General features: G+C 65.9%; 14 protein-coding genes. 7 read left to right on the top strand and 7 right to left on the bottom strand.

Translation table 11 applies throughout. The features are described 5' to 3' along the window. Positions 1 to 254: 254 nt before the first annotated feature. Positions 255 to 1,184 carry an ornithine carbamoyltransferase gene (gene argF, locus OKW35_RS30245; protein WP_184058229.1) on the top strand — a complete coding sequence of 310 codons (930 nt, stop codon included), beginning with the start codon at positions 255 to 257 and terminating at the stop codon, positions 1,182 to 1,184. Between the two features lie 135 nt (positions 1,185 to 1,319). Here the strand turns inward: argF and murB are convergent, their stop codons facing one another. Further along, a complete protein-coding gene (gene murB / locus OKW35_RS30240) occupies positions 1,320 to 2,402 on the bottom strand; it encodes a UDP-N-acetylmuramate dehydrogenase (protein ID WP_429509895.1) in 1,083 nt (360 codons plus the stop codon). Between the two features lie 240 nt (positions 2,403 to 2,642). Between murB and OKW35_RS30235 the strand changes: the two genes are divergently transcribed. Continuing rightward, the gene (locus OKW35_RS30235) at positions 2,643 to 3,128 is read left to right on the top strand and encodes a YajQ family cyclic di-GMP-binding protein (RefSeq protein ID WP_429553986.1); all 486 of its coding nucleotides are present in this window, start codon (positions 2,643 to 2,645) and stop codon (positions 3,126 to 3,128) included. A gap of 93 nt (positions 3,129 to 3,221) precedes the next feature. Here OKW35_RS30235 and plsY read toward each other — a convergent pair whose 3' ends face one another. Together plsY and OKW35_RS30225 are read right to left on the bottom strand one after the other, a co-directional pair. Then, a complete protein-coding gene (plsY, locus tag OKW35_RS30230) occupies positions 3,222 to 3,857 on the bottom strand; it encodes a glycerol-3-phosphate 1-O-acyltransferase PlsY (RefSeq protein WP_184023064.1) in 636 nt (211 codons plus the stop codon). A gap of 142 nt (positions 3,858 to 3,999) precedes the next feature. Continuing rightward, positions 4,000 to 4,491, bottom strand: coding sequence for an aminoacyl-tRNA deacylase (locus OKW35_RS30225; RefSeq protein ID WP_429553985.1), 492 nt, complete (start codon positions 4,489 to 4,491; stop codon positions 4,000 to 4,002). A gap of 151 nt (positions 4,492 to 4,642) precedes the next feature. On the opposite strand from OKW35_RS30225, the gene OKW35_RS30220 reads away from it, so the two are divergent. After that, positions 4,643 to 6,205, top strand: a complete 1,563-nt coding sequence (locus OKW35_RS30220; RefSeq protein WP_429553984.1) for a class I adenylate-forming enzyme family protein — start codon at positions 4,643 to 4,645, stop codon at positions 6,203 to 6,205. Positions 6,206 to 6,238: 33 nt separating this feature from the next. Here the strand turns inward: OKW35_RS30220 and xerD are convergent, their stop codons facing one another. The 3 genes from xerD to queG are packed head-to-tail and all read right to left on the bottom strand — an operon-like array spanning position 6,239 to position 9,023. Next, positions 6,239 to 7,195: a site-specific tyrosine recombinase XerD gene (xerD, locus tag OKW35_RS30215; RefSeq protein WP_429553983.1), complete on the bottom strand. Its 957-nt coding sequence runs from the start codon at positions 7,193 to 7,195 to the stop codon at positions 6,239 to 6,241. Next, positions 7,192 to 7,662, bottom strand: coding sequence for a methylated-DNA--[protein]-cysteine S-methyltransferase (locus tag OKW35_RS30210; RefSeq protein ID WP_429553982.1), 471 nt, complete (start codon positions 7,660 to 7,662; stop codon positions 7,192 to 7,194). The genes xerD and OKW35_RS30210 overlap by 4 nt, the downstream gene beginning before the upstream one ends. Before the next feature lie 50 nt (positions 7,663 to 7,712). After that, positions 7,713 to 9,023 (bottom strand): tRNA epoxyqueuosine(34) reductase QueG, encoded by a 1,311-nt coding sequence (queG, locus tag OKW35_RS30205; protein WP_429553981.1) that lies wholly within the window; start codon positions 9,021 to 9,023, stop codon positions 7,713 to 7,715. Positions 9,024 to 9,040: 17 nt separating this feature from the next. Here queG and tsaE point away from each other — a divergent pair, with 17 nt between their 5' ends. Next, entirely contained in the window at positions 9,041 to 9,637 is a 597-nt protein-coding gene (gene tsaE / locus OKW35_RS30200; protein ID WP_429553980.1) for a tRNA (adenosine(37)-N6)-threonylcarbamoyltransferase complex ATPase subunit type 1 TsaE, read from the top strand. Next, on the top strand, positions 9,619 to 11,226 hold the full coding sequence (locus tag OKW35_RS30195) for an N-acetylmuramoyl-L-alanine amidase (protein ID WP_429553979.1): 1,608 nt from the start codon (positions 9,619 to 9,621) through the stop codon (positions 11,224 to 11,226). Before tsaE ends, OKW35_RS30195 begins: the two co-directional genes overlap by 19 nt. 82 nt (positions 11,227 to 11,308) lie before the next feature. Here OKW35_RS30195 and OKW35_RS30190 read toward each other — a convergent pair whose 3' ends face one another. After that, on the bottom strand, positions 11,309 to 12,190 hold the full coding sequence (locus tag OKW35_RS30190; RefSeq protein ID WP_187614016.1) for an EamA family transporter: 882 nt from the start codon (positions 12,188 to 12,190) through the stop codon (positions 11,309 to 11,311). A 167-nt stretch (positions 12,191 to 12,357) separates the two neighbouring features. On the opposite strand from OKW35_RS30190, the gene OKW35_RS30185 reads away from it, so the two are divergent. Then, entirely contained in the window at positions 12,358 to 13,233 is an 876-nt protein-coding gene (locus tag OKW35_RS30185) for a pirin family protein (protein ID WP_429553978.1), read from the top strand. Positions 13,234 to 13,321: 88 nt separating this feature from the next. Then, positions 13,322 to 14,170: a thioredoxin gene (gene trxA / locus OKW35_RS30180; protein ID WP_184051515.1), complete on the top strand. Its 849-nt coding sequence runs from the start codon at positions 13,322 to 13,324 to the stop codon at positions 14,168 to 14,170. Positions 14,171 to 14,183 lie beyond the last annotated feature (13 nt).

Genomic DNA, 14,183 nt, shown 5'->3' with positions numbered 1-14,183 from the left:
CTTCAAGCGAAACGCCGGCCTGCTGGACTTTGGGATAACCCGCAGATTATAGCGCAGCGGGCCCTTTTCCGCAGCGCACACAAGCGCCTTCCGACGACCCCGCGAAGCCCGGTACGACGCTTTCGAATCGCTTGCGGCGCCTTCCCGCCGACTCGTCAAACGAGGCGAAATCCTTTATGCTGCATGGAGTTACCACCATACCGACGGCGGCGCAGTCCGGCAACCCTGCCGGGTGAGACCGCCGTATTTGTTTCATGACCGCCAAGAAAATTCGCCACTACCTGCAGTTCAAGGACTTCTCGCTGGAAGACTACGAGTACGTGCTGGAGCGCGCGCGCATCCTGAAACGCAAATTCAAGAACTACGAGACCTATCACCCGCTGCATGACCGCACGCTGGCGATGATCTTCGAAAAGAATTCGACACGCACGCGCCTGTCGTTCGAAGCCGGCATCTTCCAGCTGGGCGGCCACGCCGTGTTCATGAGCACGCGCGACACGCAGCTCGGCCGCGGCGAGCCGATCGAAGACGCCGCGCAAGTCATCTCGCGCATGGTCGACATCATCATGATCCGCACGTTCGGCCAGGACATCATCCAGCGCTTCGCCGAGAATTCGCGCGTGCCGGTGATCAACGGGCTCACGAACGAATACCACCCGTGTCAGGTGCTCGCAGACATCTTCACGTACTTCGAGCATCGCGGTCCAATTCGCGACAAGACGGTCGCGTGGGTCGGCGACGCGAATAACATGCTGTACACGTGGATCGAAGCCGCGCAGATTCTCGGCTTCAGGCTGCGCCTGTCCACGCCGCCCGGCTACAAGCTCGACCGCGCGCTCGTCGCGGCGCAAAGCGCGTCGTTCTACGAGGAATTCGACGACCCGAACGAAGCCTGCACGGGCGCCGATCTCGTCACCACCGACGTGTGGACCAGCATGGGCTTCGAGGCCGAGAACGAAGCGCGCAAGAAGGCCTTCGCAGACTGGTGCGTCGACGCCGACATGATGGCGCGCGCGAATCCCGACGCGCTCTTCATGCACTGCCTGCCCGCGCATCGCGGCGAAGAAGTCAGCGCGGAAGTGATCGACGGAGCGCAGAGCGTCGTGTGGGATGAGGCGGAAAACCGTCTGCACGTGCAGAAGGCGTTGATGGAATACCTGCTGCTCGGCAAGCTCAATCACTGAGCGAGCCGCTGGTCCATACACCCGCCGGAACCGCGGACACAAAAAAGGCGCCGGGAGGAAACTCCCGGCGCCTTTTGCATTCGTCGGCGGCGACGCTCCGCGGGGCAACTCAGCGCGAAAAGAGAGAACTGCCGCTCACAGGCAAACTGGCTCCGCCTCCAGTTCCACGCCGAATCGCTCGAACACGTCGTGCTGGATCGCCCGTGCCAGCGCCAACACTTCCGTGCCGCTCGCGCCACCGCGATTCACCAGCACCAGCGCCTGTCGCTCATGCACGGCCGCCGCGCCCATCGCGCGGCCCTTCCAGCCGCATCGGTCGATCAGCCAGCCGGCCGCCAGCTTCACCCGCCCATCCGCTTGCACATACGACACGACTTCCGGCTCGCGACGCTTCAGCGCCTCGAACTGGGCGGCATCGATTACCGGATTCTTGAAGAAGCTCCCCGCGTTGCCCAGTACGAGCGGATCGGGCAGCTTCGCACGCCGCACGGCGACGACCGCATCGAAAATGGCTTGCGCGGTCGGCTGCGCGGCCGCACCCTCGGCTTGGCCAGCGCTCGCCACATGACCGCGCGCCGCCAGCTCGCGCGCGAGATCCGCGTAGCCCGCGCGCGGCTGCCACGCCTTCGGCAAACGGAACGTCACCGACGCAATCACGAAGCGCTCGCGCCCTTCCCGCTTGAAAAGGCTGTCGCGATAGCCGAACCGGCACGCATCGCCGTCGAGTTCGACGGCCTCGCCGGTCACGAGCTCGATCGCCCGCAGCGACGCGAAGCGTTCGCACATTTCGAGCCCGTACGCGCCGATGTTCTGGATTGGCGCCGCGCCGACCGTGCCAGGTATCAGCGCGAGATTCTCGAGGCCGGGCATGCCCTGCGCCAACGTCCACGCGACGAACTCGTGCCACGGCTCGCCGCCAGCCGCCTCGACATACCACGCCTCCTGATCCTCGCGCACCACGCGGCGCCCGCGCAGCGCCACCAGCAGCACGAGCCCGGCGAAGTCGCCGGTCAGCATGACGTTGCTGCCACCGCCCAGCACGAGGCGCGGCAGGCCCTCGACGCGCGGATCGCGCACCGCGGCGAGCAACTGTTCCTCACGCTCGATCAGGCACGCGAACTGCGCGCGCACGTCGAAGCCGAAGGTGTTGTGGGCCTTCAGCGGATAGCCGGCCATGAGGGACGCGACAGCGGGAGCGGCAAGAGCGGATTGGGACATCGGAATGGCAACAGGGCAACGACGGGAAGCAACAGGAAACGACAAAAACCACCAATGATGCGCCTGACGACACGAGCGGCGCCGCCCGACGCGGGATCCCCGCCGTCGCGACGCCGCGCGGCGGCCTTGGGCAAAAGAGAGCGGCGTCGGTAAAATGACGTCCGGTCCGTGATTATAGCGAGTGCCTCGCGCTCAGCCGACCGGCTGTGTCGCGCACTGCCGCACTATTGGGAGAAAGCAATGCCATCGTTTGACGTCGTCTGCGAAGCGAACATGATCGAAGTCAAGAACGCGATCGAGCAGTCCAACAAGGAAATTTCGACGCGTTTCGACTTCAAGGGGTCCGACGCGCGCGTCGAACACAAGGAAAACGAAATCACCACGTACGCCGACGACGACTTCAAGCTCGGCCAGGTGAAGGACGTGCTGCTGTCGAAAATGGCCAAGCGCAACGTCGACGTGCGCTTCCTCGACTACGGCAAGATCGAGAAGATCGGCGGCGACAAGGTCAAGCAGGTCATCAAGATCAAGAAGGGCGTCTCGGGCGATCTGTCGAAGAAAATCGTGCGTCTGGTGAAGGACAGCAAGATCAAGGTGCAGGCGAGCATTCAGGGCGACGCGGTGCGCATCACCGGTGCGAAGCGCGATGATCTGCAAAGCGTGATCGCGATGCTGCGCAAGGACGTGACCGACACGCCGCTCGACTTCAACAACTTCCGCGACTAAGCGGCACGGCGCGCCTGGCTTGCAACGAGCCTCACGCGGACCCGGAAGCACTTCGCATCGGGCCATCGGGCCGGGCGAAGCGCTCAGCCCACTTCAAAGATCGTTGCCCGCCGCCGGACCGGCTGCCTTCTTTTTGTCGCCGATACGGCTCTCCTGCCCCCGCATCAGCTTCGCAATATTGCCGCGATGCCGCCACACGAGCAGCAGGCTCATCACCAGAACCGCGAGCGCGACGATGCGCGGCCCGAACAGAAACACGTAGAACAGCGGCGCGAACAGCGCCGAGCACAGCGCCGCGAGCGACGAGTAGCGCGTAAAGAACGCGACGATCAGCCAGGTTAGCAAGGTCGCGACGCCAAGCGTCGGGTTGATCGCGAGCAGCACGCCCGCGGCGGTCGCGACGCCTTTGCCGCCCTTGAAGCGGAAGAAAATCGGATACAGGTGACCGAGAAACACCGCAAGCGACGCAATCGCGATCGCGCGCTCGTCGAGCCCGTAACGCGCGCCGAAATGCACGACCAGCCATACCGGCAGCCAGCCCTTGAAGGCGTCGCCGATCAGCGTCAGAATCGCGGCCTTCTTGCTGCCGCTGCGCAGCACGTTGGTGGCGCCCGGGTTGCCCGAGCCGTACGAGCGCGGGTCGTCGAGACCCATCGCGGCGCTCACGATCACGGCAAACGACAACGAACCGATCAGATAGGCAACGACAGCGACGATCAGGTTTTGCATCTGGGACTCTTATAAGGATCGCGGTCTGACATTCGATACCCCAACCGCAACAGGGCATGCCCGTCGAATCAGGGCGGCGCACATTTTACCGAACGCGTCCGCGCGAAAAACATTCAGGCAAACGTCAACCCGCTCATCGGCGTCAGTCCACGCTCGCGCATTGCACCGGCTTCGCCGCGAGCAGATCGGTGAGCACCTTCGGCTCGATGCTGACGAGAAAGCCGCGCCGCCCGCCGTTCAACCAGATTTTGTCCATCTCGAGAATGGTCGATTCGACGTACACCGGCATCTGCTTGCGCGTGCCGAACGGCGACGTGCCGCCGATCAGATAACCCGAATGCCGGTTCGCGACCTCGGGCTTGCACGGCTCGACGCGCTTCGCGCAGATCTGCCGCGCGAGGTTCTTGGTGCTGACGGTGCGATCGCCGTGCATCAGCACGATCATCGGCTTCGCGTGCTCGTCTTCCATCACCAGCGTCTTCACGACGCGATGCTCGTCGACGCCGAGCTGGCACGACGATTCCGCGGTGCCGCCATGCTCGACGTAGTCGTAAGGATGCTCGCCGAACGTGACGCCGTGACGGCGCAGCAGCTGCGTGGCGGGTGTTTCCGACACATGTCTGGATTTGCTCATCGGCGCATTGTAATGGCGAGTTTGCACAACGGCTATTTGCCGGATGGCCAATTGTGCGGGTTCGACACTTGTGGCACGATCGTTCGAAAATATGCCGGCGTGGTGCGAGATACTGCGCGCAGGGCCACGAATTGGTAAAGAGGAGACAGTGTTGAAGCAGGCTTCATCCATCCGTTCCACGATCGATATCCCCGCGCTGCTCGCCGCCCTGCCCGCGCGCATCGGCGACATTCCGGCGCTCGCCGCCGCACGCGATCCGCGGCATGTCGCGCTGATCGAAGATGCTCGCCGCCTGACCAACGCGCAACTGCGCGAGGCCGTCGATGCGGCCGCCGCGCTGCTGCGCGACTGGGGCGTGCGCGGCGGCGATCGCGTGATGATCGTCGCGGAGAACAGCATCGCGCAAATCGTGCTGCTGTTCGCGACCGCGAAGCTCGATGCGTGGGCGCTCGTGTCGAACGCCCGACTGTCGGCCGCCGAACTCGATTCGATCCGCGCGCATGCGCAACCGCGCGTCGTCGCGTATGCGCTCGAAAGCTCGCCCGACGCACGCCAGCATGGTGAGCGGCAACGAGCGACACCCGCACCCACGCTGTCGCCGGACATCGGCGCATGGTCGTATGCGGTGGACAGCAGCGTGCAAGCCGAAGCCGTCGAAGCCGCCAGCGACCGCCAATGCGCGGCGCTGATCTACACGACCGGCACCACCGGCACGCCGAAAGGCGTGATGCTGTCGCATCGCAATCTGCTGTACATCGCGGCCGTGTCGAGCCGGCTGCGCCAGGTCGGGCCCGACGACGTCGTCTATGCGGTGCTGCCGATCTCGCATGTGTACGGCTTCGCGTCGGTGTGTCTCGGCAGCCTGCATGCGGGCGCGACGTTGCGGCTCGCGCCGCGCTTCGTGCCGGAAGCGGTGCGCCTCGCCCTCGCCACCGAGCACGTCTCGATCTTCCAGGGCGTGCCGGCGATGCACGCGAAGCTGCTCGAACATCTGCACACGCACGGCCACGCATGGTCCGCGCCGCGACTGCGCTTCGCGTACTCGGGCGGCTCGCCGCTCGACGCCGCGCTGAAGGCGCAGGTCGAAGCCGTGTACGGTCTGCCGCTGCACAACGGCTACGGCATGACCGAAAGCAGCCCGACCGTGTCGCAGACGATGGTCGACGCGCCGCGCGTCGATTGCTCGGTCGGCGAAGTCATTCCGGGCGTCGAAGTGAAGTTCGTCGGGCTCGACGGCGCCGACGCCGCGCCGGGCGAGATCGGCGAGCTATGGGTGCGCGGGCCGAACGTGATGCTCGGCTATTACCGCAACCCCGAGCAGACCCGCGCGAGCGTCACCGAGGATGGCTGGCTGAAGACCGGCGACCTCGCGCGGCAGGCCGCGGACGGCGCGCTGCATATCGTCGGGCGCAGCAAGGAGCTGATCATCCGCTCGGGCTTCAACGTGTATCCGGCCGAGGTCGAGCACGTGCTGAACGCGCATCCGCAGGTCGTGCAGTCGGCGGTGATCGGACGCGCGGTCGAGGGCAACGAGGAGGTGATCGCGTTCGTCGAACTGGTTTCCGGCGCGACGGTCACGCCCGCGGCGTTGATCGCGTGGTGCGGCGAGCGGCTCGCGCCGTATAAGCGGCCAGCCGAGCTGAAGGTGCTCGCGGCGCTGCCGGCCGCATCGACCGGCAAGATTCTCAAGCACCGGTTACGCGAGTTCGTGTGAAGCGCGCGGGCACCCGCGCGCTTCGCGTCGTGCTCACCCGCGCGGATGATGCTGCGCATGCAGCGATTTCAGCCGCTCTCGCGCGACGTGCGTGTAGATCTGCGTCGTCGAAATATCGGTGTGACCGAGCAGCAATTGCACGACGCGCAGATCCGCGCCGTGATTGAGCAGATGGGTCGCGAACGCGTGCCGCAGCGTGTGCGGCGACAACGGCGCATGGACGCCCGCGGTCTGCGCGTGTCGCTTGATGATGTTCCAGAACTGCTGGCGCGTCATGCCTTCCGCGCGTGTCGTCACGAATAGCGCATCGGCCGCGCGCGGGCCGAGGAGCGCCGGGCGCGCCTCGCGCAGATAGCGCTCGATCCACGCGTGCGCCTCTTCGCCGAACGGAACCAGCCGCTCCTTCGAGCCCTTGCCAGTGACGCGCACGACGCCTTCGTTGAGTCCCACCTCGACGGTTTTCAGTGTGACCAGTTCGGTCACTCGCAAGCCGCTCGCGTACATCAACTCGAGCATCGTGCGATCGCGCAAGCCGAGCGGCGTGTCGATGTCGGGTGCGCCGAGCAACGCTTCGACCTGGACCTCGCTCAACGTCGAAGGAAATCGCGGCGGCTGCTTCGCCGAGCGGATGCGCAAGGTCGGATCGGCGGCCGCGCGATGCTCGCGCACCGCCCATGCGTAATAGCGGCGAAACACCGACAGCCGGCGGTTCGCCGAGGTCGCCTTGTCCTTTTGCCGCGCCGCGCTGTAGGCGCTCAGGTCAGCTTCGCTCGCGGTGTCGAGGGAAGCATTGCGCGCGTGCGCGAGCCATTCGCAGAAGAGCCGCAAGTCGCGGCGATACGCGTCGAGCGTGTTGCGCGACAGGCCATGCTCGAGCCACAGCGCGTCGCAGAAGGCGTCGATCGATGCGGAGCTGGTCAGCAGCAGCGGTGATGCGGCGGCCGTGTCTTCGACGTGTACAGCGGTATTGGTGGTGGTGCTGGTGCTCATACGTACGGCACACCTTCATGCACGAGCAACCAGCGCTTCACGTTGCGGAAGAAGCCGTCGCCGCCATCATGCGCGAAGCCGCCTATGCCGCTCGAACTCACCACGCGGTGGCACGGAATCACGATCGGAAAGAAATTGGCGCCGCACGCCTGGCCGACCGCGCGCGGCACGCTGCCGAGCTGCTTGGCGAGTTGTCCGTAAGTCAGCACGACGCCGGGCGGGATGTCGCTGATCGCCTGCCACACGCGCCGCTGGAACGCGGTGCCGCACTCGGCGAGCGGCAGCTCGAATTTCGCTGACGCGTGCTCGAAATAACGCTCGATCTGTTCGGCCACCTCGCGTGCGAGCGGCGTGTCGGGCGCGACGTTGGGCGTCGAGTCGGGCAGATAGACGATCTCGCGCACGGCTTCGCCTTCGAGCCGGATGCCGATCTTGCCGAACGGCGCATCGATCACTGCGTTGAACATGTGCCTGCTCCTCTAGCGTGCCAGATCGCCGGCACCGAATTGCCACGACTTTACGCCGCTTCGAGCGCCCACTCCACATGCTCGCGCACGACCGCCGACGGATCGTCGGCTCGTTGCCTCAAAGCCAGCACGATCGCGGCACGGGCATCGAGGTCGAGACTTGCTGGCGCGGCGCGCAACGCGTTACCCATGCCGACCGCGAGATTGCGCAGCCAGCTCTCGTAGCCGATGCGGCGAATCGCGCTGCCCTGCATGCGCGTATCGAACTCCTCGGCGCTCCACGCGAACAGTTCGACCAGCGACGCGCGATCGAGCCCGTGCCGCACGTCGAAATCGGCGACCGGTGCGGCCTGCGCGAACTTGTTCCAGGGACACACGAGCTGGCAATCGTCACAGCCGTACACCCGATTGCCGATCAGCGGCCGCAGGTCGAGCGGAATACTGCCCTTCAGCTCGATCGTCAGATACGAGATGCAACGCCGCGCGTCGACCTTGTACGGCGCGACGATCGCACCGGTCGGACAGGCGCCGATGCAGCGCGCGCAGCTGCCGCAATGCGAGCCCGGCGTTTCGGGCGCGGCCTCGGGCGAGGTTTCGGCGTCGGTCGGCAGCGGGACGTCGACATAGAGCTCGCCGAGGAAAAACAGCGAGCCGGCGTCGCGCTGCAGCAACAATGTGTGCTTGCCGCGCCAGCCGATGCCGGCCTTCTGCGCAAGCTCGACTTCCAGCACCGGCGCCGAATCGGTGAACACGCGATAGCCGAACGGCCCGATCGCCGCTTCGATCCGGTCGGCCAGTTGTTGCAAGCGCTGACGCATCACCTTGTGATAGTCGCGGCCGCGCGCGTAGATCGACACGACCGCCGTCGACGGGTCCGCGAGCCGCGCGTGCTCGGCCGCGCGCCAGTCGCGCGCGCGGGGTGTCGCGCGTGAGGCGGGTTGCGTTACGTCTTGCGGCATGCTTTCAGGCGCGCTTTCATGGCCCCCTTCATGCGCCCCTTCAGCCGCCTCTGCTTCCAGCGTCTGCGCAGGCAAATAGGCGATGCGCGCGGTGATCACGCGTCGCGTGCCGGCCACAAGCTCGGCCGGCCGCGCGCGTTTCATGCCGTGTTTGGCCATATAATCCATCTCGCCGTGGCAACCCGCTTCGAGCCACGCTGCAAGCGGCGCTTCGGCGGCCGACAGATCGGTATCGCTAATACCGATCGCCCCGAAACCGAGTTCACGGCCCCACGTCTTGATGTCGAGCGCGAGCGCACGAAGCGCCGCCTCGTCGAAACGGGACGTTGCGCCAGAAGCTCGCGCGGCATCATCGGCCGATGCGGGCGTGCAGAAAACAGGGGACTTCGGACTTCGGTTCATCACGCCATTTTACGAGAATGCCTGTCAATCCCGATCACGCGCCCCTATCGTCCGCTCCCGTGCTGCTCGAACGCTCTGTCGCGCTCGCGGACGAAGCCGCCACGCAGGCGTTCGGCGCGCGCTTCGCACAAGCGATCGAAAGCGTGCGCGCGGCCTCGCATCAGGCACAGCCAGCCCAGCCTGGCGCTGTAAGCAGCCTCGCGTTCCACGGCCTGCAAGTCCAACTGGTCGGCGACCTCGGCGCCGGCAAAACCACGCTCGTGCGCGCGACCTTGCGCGGCCTCGGCCACACCGGCCGTGTGCGCAGTCCGACCTACACGCTCGTCGAACCGTATGTGCTCGAGCGGCCCGCCGGGGAACTCGCGCTCTATCACTTCGATCTGTACAGATTCACCGATCCGGCCGAATGGGCCGACGCGGGCTTTCGCGAATATTTCGACAGCGGCGCGGTCTGCCTCGTCGAATGGCCGCAACGCGCGGGAGCGCTGCTCGGCGTGCCGGATCTCGTCTTCTTGCTCGGGCTCGTCGGCAACACAGACGCAAACGCGGACGCACGCGTACTCGTCGCACGCGCTTATAGCGAATCAGGAAAGGCATGTCTCGAAAGATGTTAATCAAACCATTCCATTCGATCGAATCGGCGGCGGGCGCAACGCATAACTGGCGGCGCCGGCAGATCCTGCGCGCCGGTGCGTCGACGCTGGTGCTCGGCCTCGTCGCTCCGCGTCTCGCGTTTGCGAGCTCGGTGCTCGGCGTGCGCGTGTGGCCCGCGCGCGACTACACGCGCGTGACGATCGAATCCGATCAGCCGCTGCAGAACACGCAGCAACTGCTGCAGGGACCGGACCGGCTCGTCGTCGATCTGAACGGCCTCGACCTCGATCAGGCGCTGAAGGAACTGGTCTCGAAGATCACGCCGAACGATCCGCAGATTTCGTCGGTGCGGGTCGGGCAGTATCAGCCGCACGTGGTGCGCATGGTGTTCGACCTGAAGGGCTCGGTGAAGCCGCAGGTGTTCGCGCTGCCGCCGGTCGGCGCGTACAAGTACCGGCTCGTGTTCGACCTGTATCCGGCTGTCGCGCCCGATCCGTTGATGGACCTGCTCGCGCAGACCGAGCGCAAGCAGCAGGCGCTCAACGAAGAAAACAGCGCGCCGCCCGCGACGCTTGCCGGCCCCGGCACGGCGCCGCCGGTCGACAACAGCGAAGCGTTCTTCGAGCACTACGCGCAGAACGGTGGCGCCGGCAATGGCGCCGCGGGCGTACCGCATCCGCCCACGCATGGCACGACGGCGCCGTCCGCGCCGGTCATTGCCGGCAGGCAGGCGGCGCCGTCCGCGCCCTCCGCGCCGCCTGCCGCACTGGCGCGCAACAAGGGTGGCAACGCCAACAGCAACAGCACCGCACGCGGTCTCGACAGCAACAACGACAACCTCGGCGACAGCGGCGACACCTACGCATTCACCACACCGAAGTCGAGCCGCAGCAACACCGTGCGACTGCTCACCGTCGCAATCGATCCGGGTCATGGCGGCGAGGACCCGGGCGCGATCGGCGGCGCAGGCACCTACGAGAAGCACGTCGCGCTCGACATCGCGAAGAAGCTGCGCGCGAAGATCGACGCGCAGCCGAACATGCGCGCGATGATGACGCGCGACGCCGACTTCTTCGTGCCGCTGAACGTGCGCGTGCAGAAAGCGCGCCGCGTCGGCGCGGACCTGTTCGTGTCGATCCACGCGGACGCGTTCACGACGCCCGAGGCGAAGGGCTCCTCGGTGTTCGCGCTGTCGGAGCACGGCGCGTCGAGCGCGGCCGCGCGCTGGATGGCGAACAAGGAGAATTCGTCGGATCTGATCGGCGGCATCAACATCAAGTCCGCCGACGCCACCGTGAATCGCGCACTGTTCGACATGTCGACCACCGCGCAGATTCGCGACTCGATGCGCTACGGCAACTTCGTGCTCAAAGAGATCGGCGACATCAACAAGCTGCACAAGGGCTCGGTCGAGCAGGCCGGCTTCGCGGTGCTGAAGGCGCCGGACATTCCGTCGATCCTCGTCGAGACCGCGTTCATCAGCAATCCGGACGAAGAGCGCCGCCTGAACGACGACGCGTATCGCGACAAGATGGCCAGCGCGATCCTGACCGGCATCAAGCGCTATTTCGCGGCGAATCCGCCGCTCGCGAAGAGCCGCATGACGTGATGTCGGCACACACGAAGCAATAAAAAAACGGCCTCGCGGCCGTTTTTTTATTCACGCTCGCGACGCGTGGCGCAACGGTTGCTCAGCGTGCCGGTATCAAGCGCTGCACGACCCAGCCGCCGAACACGTTGACCGCGAGCCCCGCCATCACGAGCAACGCGCCCGCCACCTGCATCGCAGACAGTTGCTCGCCGAGCAGCAGCGACGCCGACGCGAGTCCGACGATTGGCACCAGCAGCGAGAACGGCGCGACCTGGCTCGCCGGATAGCGCGACAGCAGACGGCTCCACAAGCCATAGCCGACCAGCGTCGCGATAAACGCCAGATAGACGATCGCGAAGATCGACAGCGCGCTGATACCAGTCAACGCGGCGGCGATCTCGCGCGGCCCTTCGAACACGAACGACGCCGCGAAAAACGGCAGCGGCGGAATCAGGCTCCCCCACACGACGAGTCCGACCAGATCGACCTTGCCGACCTTCTTCGTAACGATGTTGCCGAGTGCCCACATGCACGCGGCGCACAGCGTCAGCAGGAAACCAGCGACGGACATCGTGTGGCCGCCTTGCAGGCCGATCACCGCGAGCCCCGCCGCGGCGACCAGCAGACCCGCGACGTTCGGCAAACGGAAGCGCTCGTGCAGAAACAGCGCCGCGAAGATCAGCGTGAAAAACGCCTGCGCCTGAAGCACCAGCGATGCAAGCCCCGCCGGCATGCCGACGTACATCGCCGAGAACAGGAACGCGAATTGCCCGAACGAGATCGTCGCGCCGTAGGCGAACAGCCACCGCCACGGCATCTGCGGCCGCTTGACGAAAAACACCGCCGGCACCGCAGCGAGCGTAAAGCGCAGCGCGCCGAGCAGCATCGGCGGCACGCCGTGCAGGCCGACCTTGATCACGACGAAATTGACGCCCCACGCGAGCACGACGATCAGCGCGAGCAGCAAGTCCCTGGGCGACATCCGGGTCTCCAAAGAAATGGTTCGATCTGGCAGTGTAACGGAGGCCGCAAATTCGCTTCGTTGCGCCCGCTCGTGGCGAGCGTGCGCCGTTGCCGTCGGCAGCGCGCGACGCGCAGTAGAATCGACCATTCGAGTCTTCTCCTTCCATTTTCCCGTCGAGCCTGCCCATGACTTCCTCGATCAAAGCCGTCCTCAAACCGCACTTACGCGACATCGGCAATCTGACCGTGCGGCGTGTCCTGCCTGCGATGGCGGCGCGCCTCGTCGGCCCGTTCATTTTCTTCGACCACATGGGCCCCGCGACCCTCGAACCCGGCAGCGGCCTCGACGTGCGCCCGCATCCGCATATCGGCCTCGCGACCGTCACCTATCTGTTCGACGGCGCGATCATGCATCGCGACAGCCTCGGCTCCGAGCAGAAGATCGTCCCCGGCGACGTCAACTGGATGACGGCCGGGCGCGGCATCGTCCATTCGGAGCGAACGCCGCCGGAAGACCGCGCGCGCGGCCAGACGATTCACGGCATCCAGACCTGGGTCGCGCTGCCGCTCGCCGATGAAGACGCCGAGCCGTCGTTCGCGCATCACGCGGCCGCGACCTTGCCGGTCGTCGAGCGCAACGGCGTGACGCTGCGCGTGATCGCGGGCACCGCGTTCGGCGCGGTGTCGCCGGTCGCGACGTTTTCGGGCACGCTGTACGTCGCCGCCGACTTCACGCCGGGCAGCGCGTTCGCGCTCGAACCGGAGCACGAGGAGCGCGGTGTATATCTGGTGGAAGGCGATCTGGAGATCGACGGCACGCCGCTCGAAGCGGGCCAGATGGCCTTGCTCGCGCTCGACGAAACCGTCACGCTCGCCAGCACGCACGGCGCGCGCGCGATGCTGCTCGGCGGCGAGAAGCTCGACGGCGAGCGCTTCATCGAATGGAATTTCGTCGCGAGCTCGCGCGAGAAGATCGAAGCCGCGAAGCTCGCGTGGACCAATCAGGAAATGGGCCACGTGCCCGGCGAAACCGAATGGATTCCGCTGCCGCAGCGCAAGTGACGGCGCCGGGCCACGCGCCAAGGTGGGCATTGAATTCGTGCGATTCGGCCCCAGCTAGCCACAAACCGTTTCTATCGACGAGGACGCAATGGACACCACTCTGGCCACTTTCGAACAGGACGTCATCAAGGCGTCGATGCTGGCCCCCGTGCTGGTCGATTTCTGGGCGCCGTGGTGCGGCCCCTGCAAGAGTCTCGGCCCGATGCTCGAAAAGCTCGAAGCCGAAGCCGCCGGCAAATGGAAGCTCGTGAAGGTCAACGTGGACGAGAACCACGAACTGGCCGCGCACTTCCAGGTGCGCAGCATTCCGCACGTGATCGCGTTCGCCGACGGCCAGGCCGTCGATCAGTTCGTCGGCGTGCTGACGGAAGGACAGCTGCGCGAGTTCCTCGACCGGCTCGTGCCGCAAGGGGCGCCGGCCGCGCGCATCGAAGCGCAGACCGCGCTCGCCGAAGGCCGCCGCGACGACGCCTACGACCTGCTGCAAGCGGCGCTCGCTTACGACCCGGGCTTCGACGACGCGCGCATGGACCGCATCGAGTTACTGCTCGAAGACAACCGCATCGATGAGGCCCGCAACGAAGTCGATCTGCTGTCGCCGAAAACCACGCAAGGCATCGACGCGCGTTTCAACGCGATCAAGACGCGGCTCGACGCGGTGGACGCCGCCGCGGACCTACCGCCCACCGATGCGCTCGAAGCGCGTGTCGCCGGCAACCCCGACGATCTCGAAGCACGCTTCGATCTCGCGAATGCGTTTATCGCGCGACGCAAATACGCGCAGGCGCTCGAACATCTGCTCGCGATCGTGCAACGCGACCGCGCGTTCCGCGACGATATCGGCCGCAAGACGATGTTGTCGGTGTTCGATCTGGCCGCGCATCAGCCGGAGCTGGTGTCGCAGTGGCGGCGCAGGCTGAGCGCGTCGTTGTATTGATCGATTGTGATGT

Origin of the sequence: Paraburkholderia sp. MM5477-R1, assembly GCF_050436385.1 — a bacterium.
Lineage (GTDB): Bacteria > Pseudomonadota > Gammaproteobacteria > Burkholderiales > Burkholderiaceae > Paraburkholderia > Paraburkholderia tuberum.
The sequence above is the reverse complement of the archived record's forward strand: the minus strand, read 5'-3'. Positions and strand labels throughout refer to the sequence as shown.

Excerpts from the sequence above, each read along its gene's own strand:
- OKW35_RS30185 (WP_429553978.1), top strand. The coding sequence starts at position 12,358 with ATGACTTCCTCGATCAAAGCCGTCCTCAAACCGCACTTACGCGACATC.
- OKW35_RS30225 (WP_429553985.1), bottom strand. The coding sequence starts at position 4,491 with ATGAGCAAATCCAGACATGTGTCGGAAACACCCGCCACGCAGCTGCTG.
- argF (WP_184058229.1), top strand. The coding sequence starts at position 255 with ATGACCGCCAAGAAAATTCGCCACTACCTGCAGTTCAAGGACTTCTCG.
- queG (WP_429553981.1), bottom strand. The coding sequence starts at position 9,023 with ATGAACCGAAGTCCGAAGTCCCCTGTTTTCTGCACGCCCGCATCGGCC.
- xerD (WP_429553983.1), bottom strand. The coding sequence starts at position 7,195 with ATGAGCACCAGCACCACCACCAATACCGCTGTACACGTCGAAGACACG.
- plsY (WP_184023064.1), bottom strand. The coding sequence starts at position 3,857 with ATGCAAAACCTGATCGTCGCTGTCGTTGCCTATCTGATCGGTTCGTTG.
- OKW35_RS30235 (WP_429553986.1), top strand. The coding sequence starts at position 2,643 with ATGCCATCGTTTGACGTCGTCTGCGAAGCGAACATGATCGAAGTCAAG.
- OKW35_RS30190 (WP_187614016.1), bottom strand. The coding sequence starts at position 12,190 with ATGTCGCCCAGGGACTTGCTGCTCGCGCTGATCGTCGTGCTCGCGTGG.
- OKW35_RS30195 (WP_429553979.1), top strand. The coding sequence starts at position 9,619 with ATGTCTCGAAAGATGTTAATCAAACCATTCCATTCGATCGAATCGGCG.
- trxA (WP_184051515.1), top strand. The coding sequence starts at position 13,322 with ATGGACACCACTCTGGCCACTTTCGAACAGGACGTCATCAAGGCGTCG.
- OKW35_RS30210 (WP_429553982.1), bottom strand. The coding sequence starts at position 7,662 with ATGTTCAACGCAGTGATCGATGCGCCGTTCGGCAAGATCGGCATCCGG.
- tsaE (WP_429553980.1), top strand. The coding sequence starts at position 9,041 with ATGCCTGTCAATCCCGATCACGCGCCCCTATCGTCCGCTCCCGTGCTG.
- murB (WP_429509895.1), bottom strand. The coding sequence starts at position 2,402 with ATGTCCCAATCCGCTCTTGCCGCTCCCGCTGTCGCGTCCCTCATGGCC.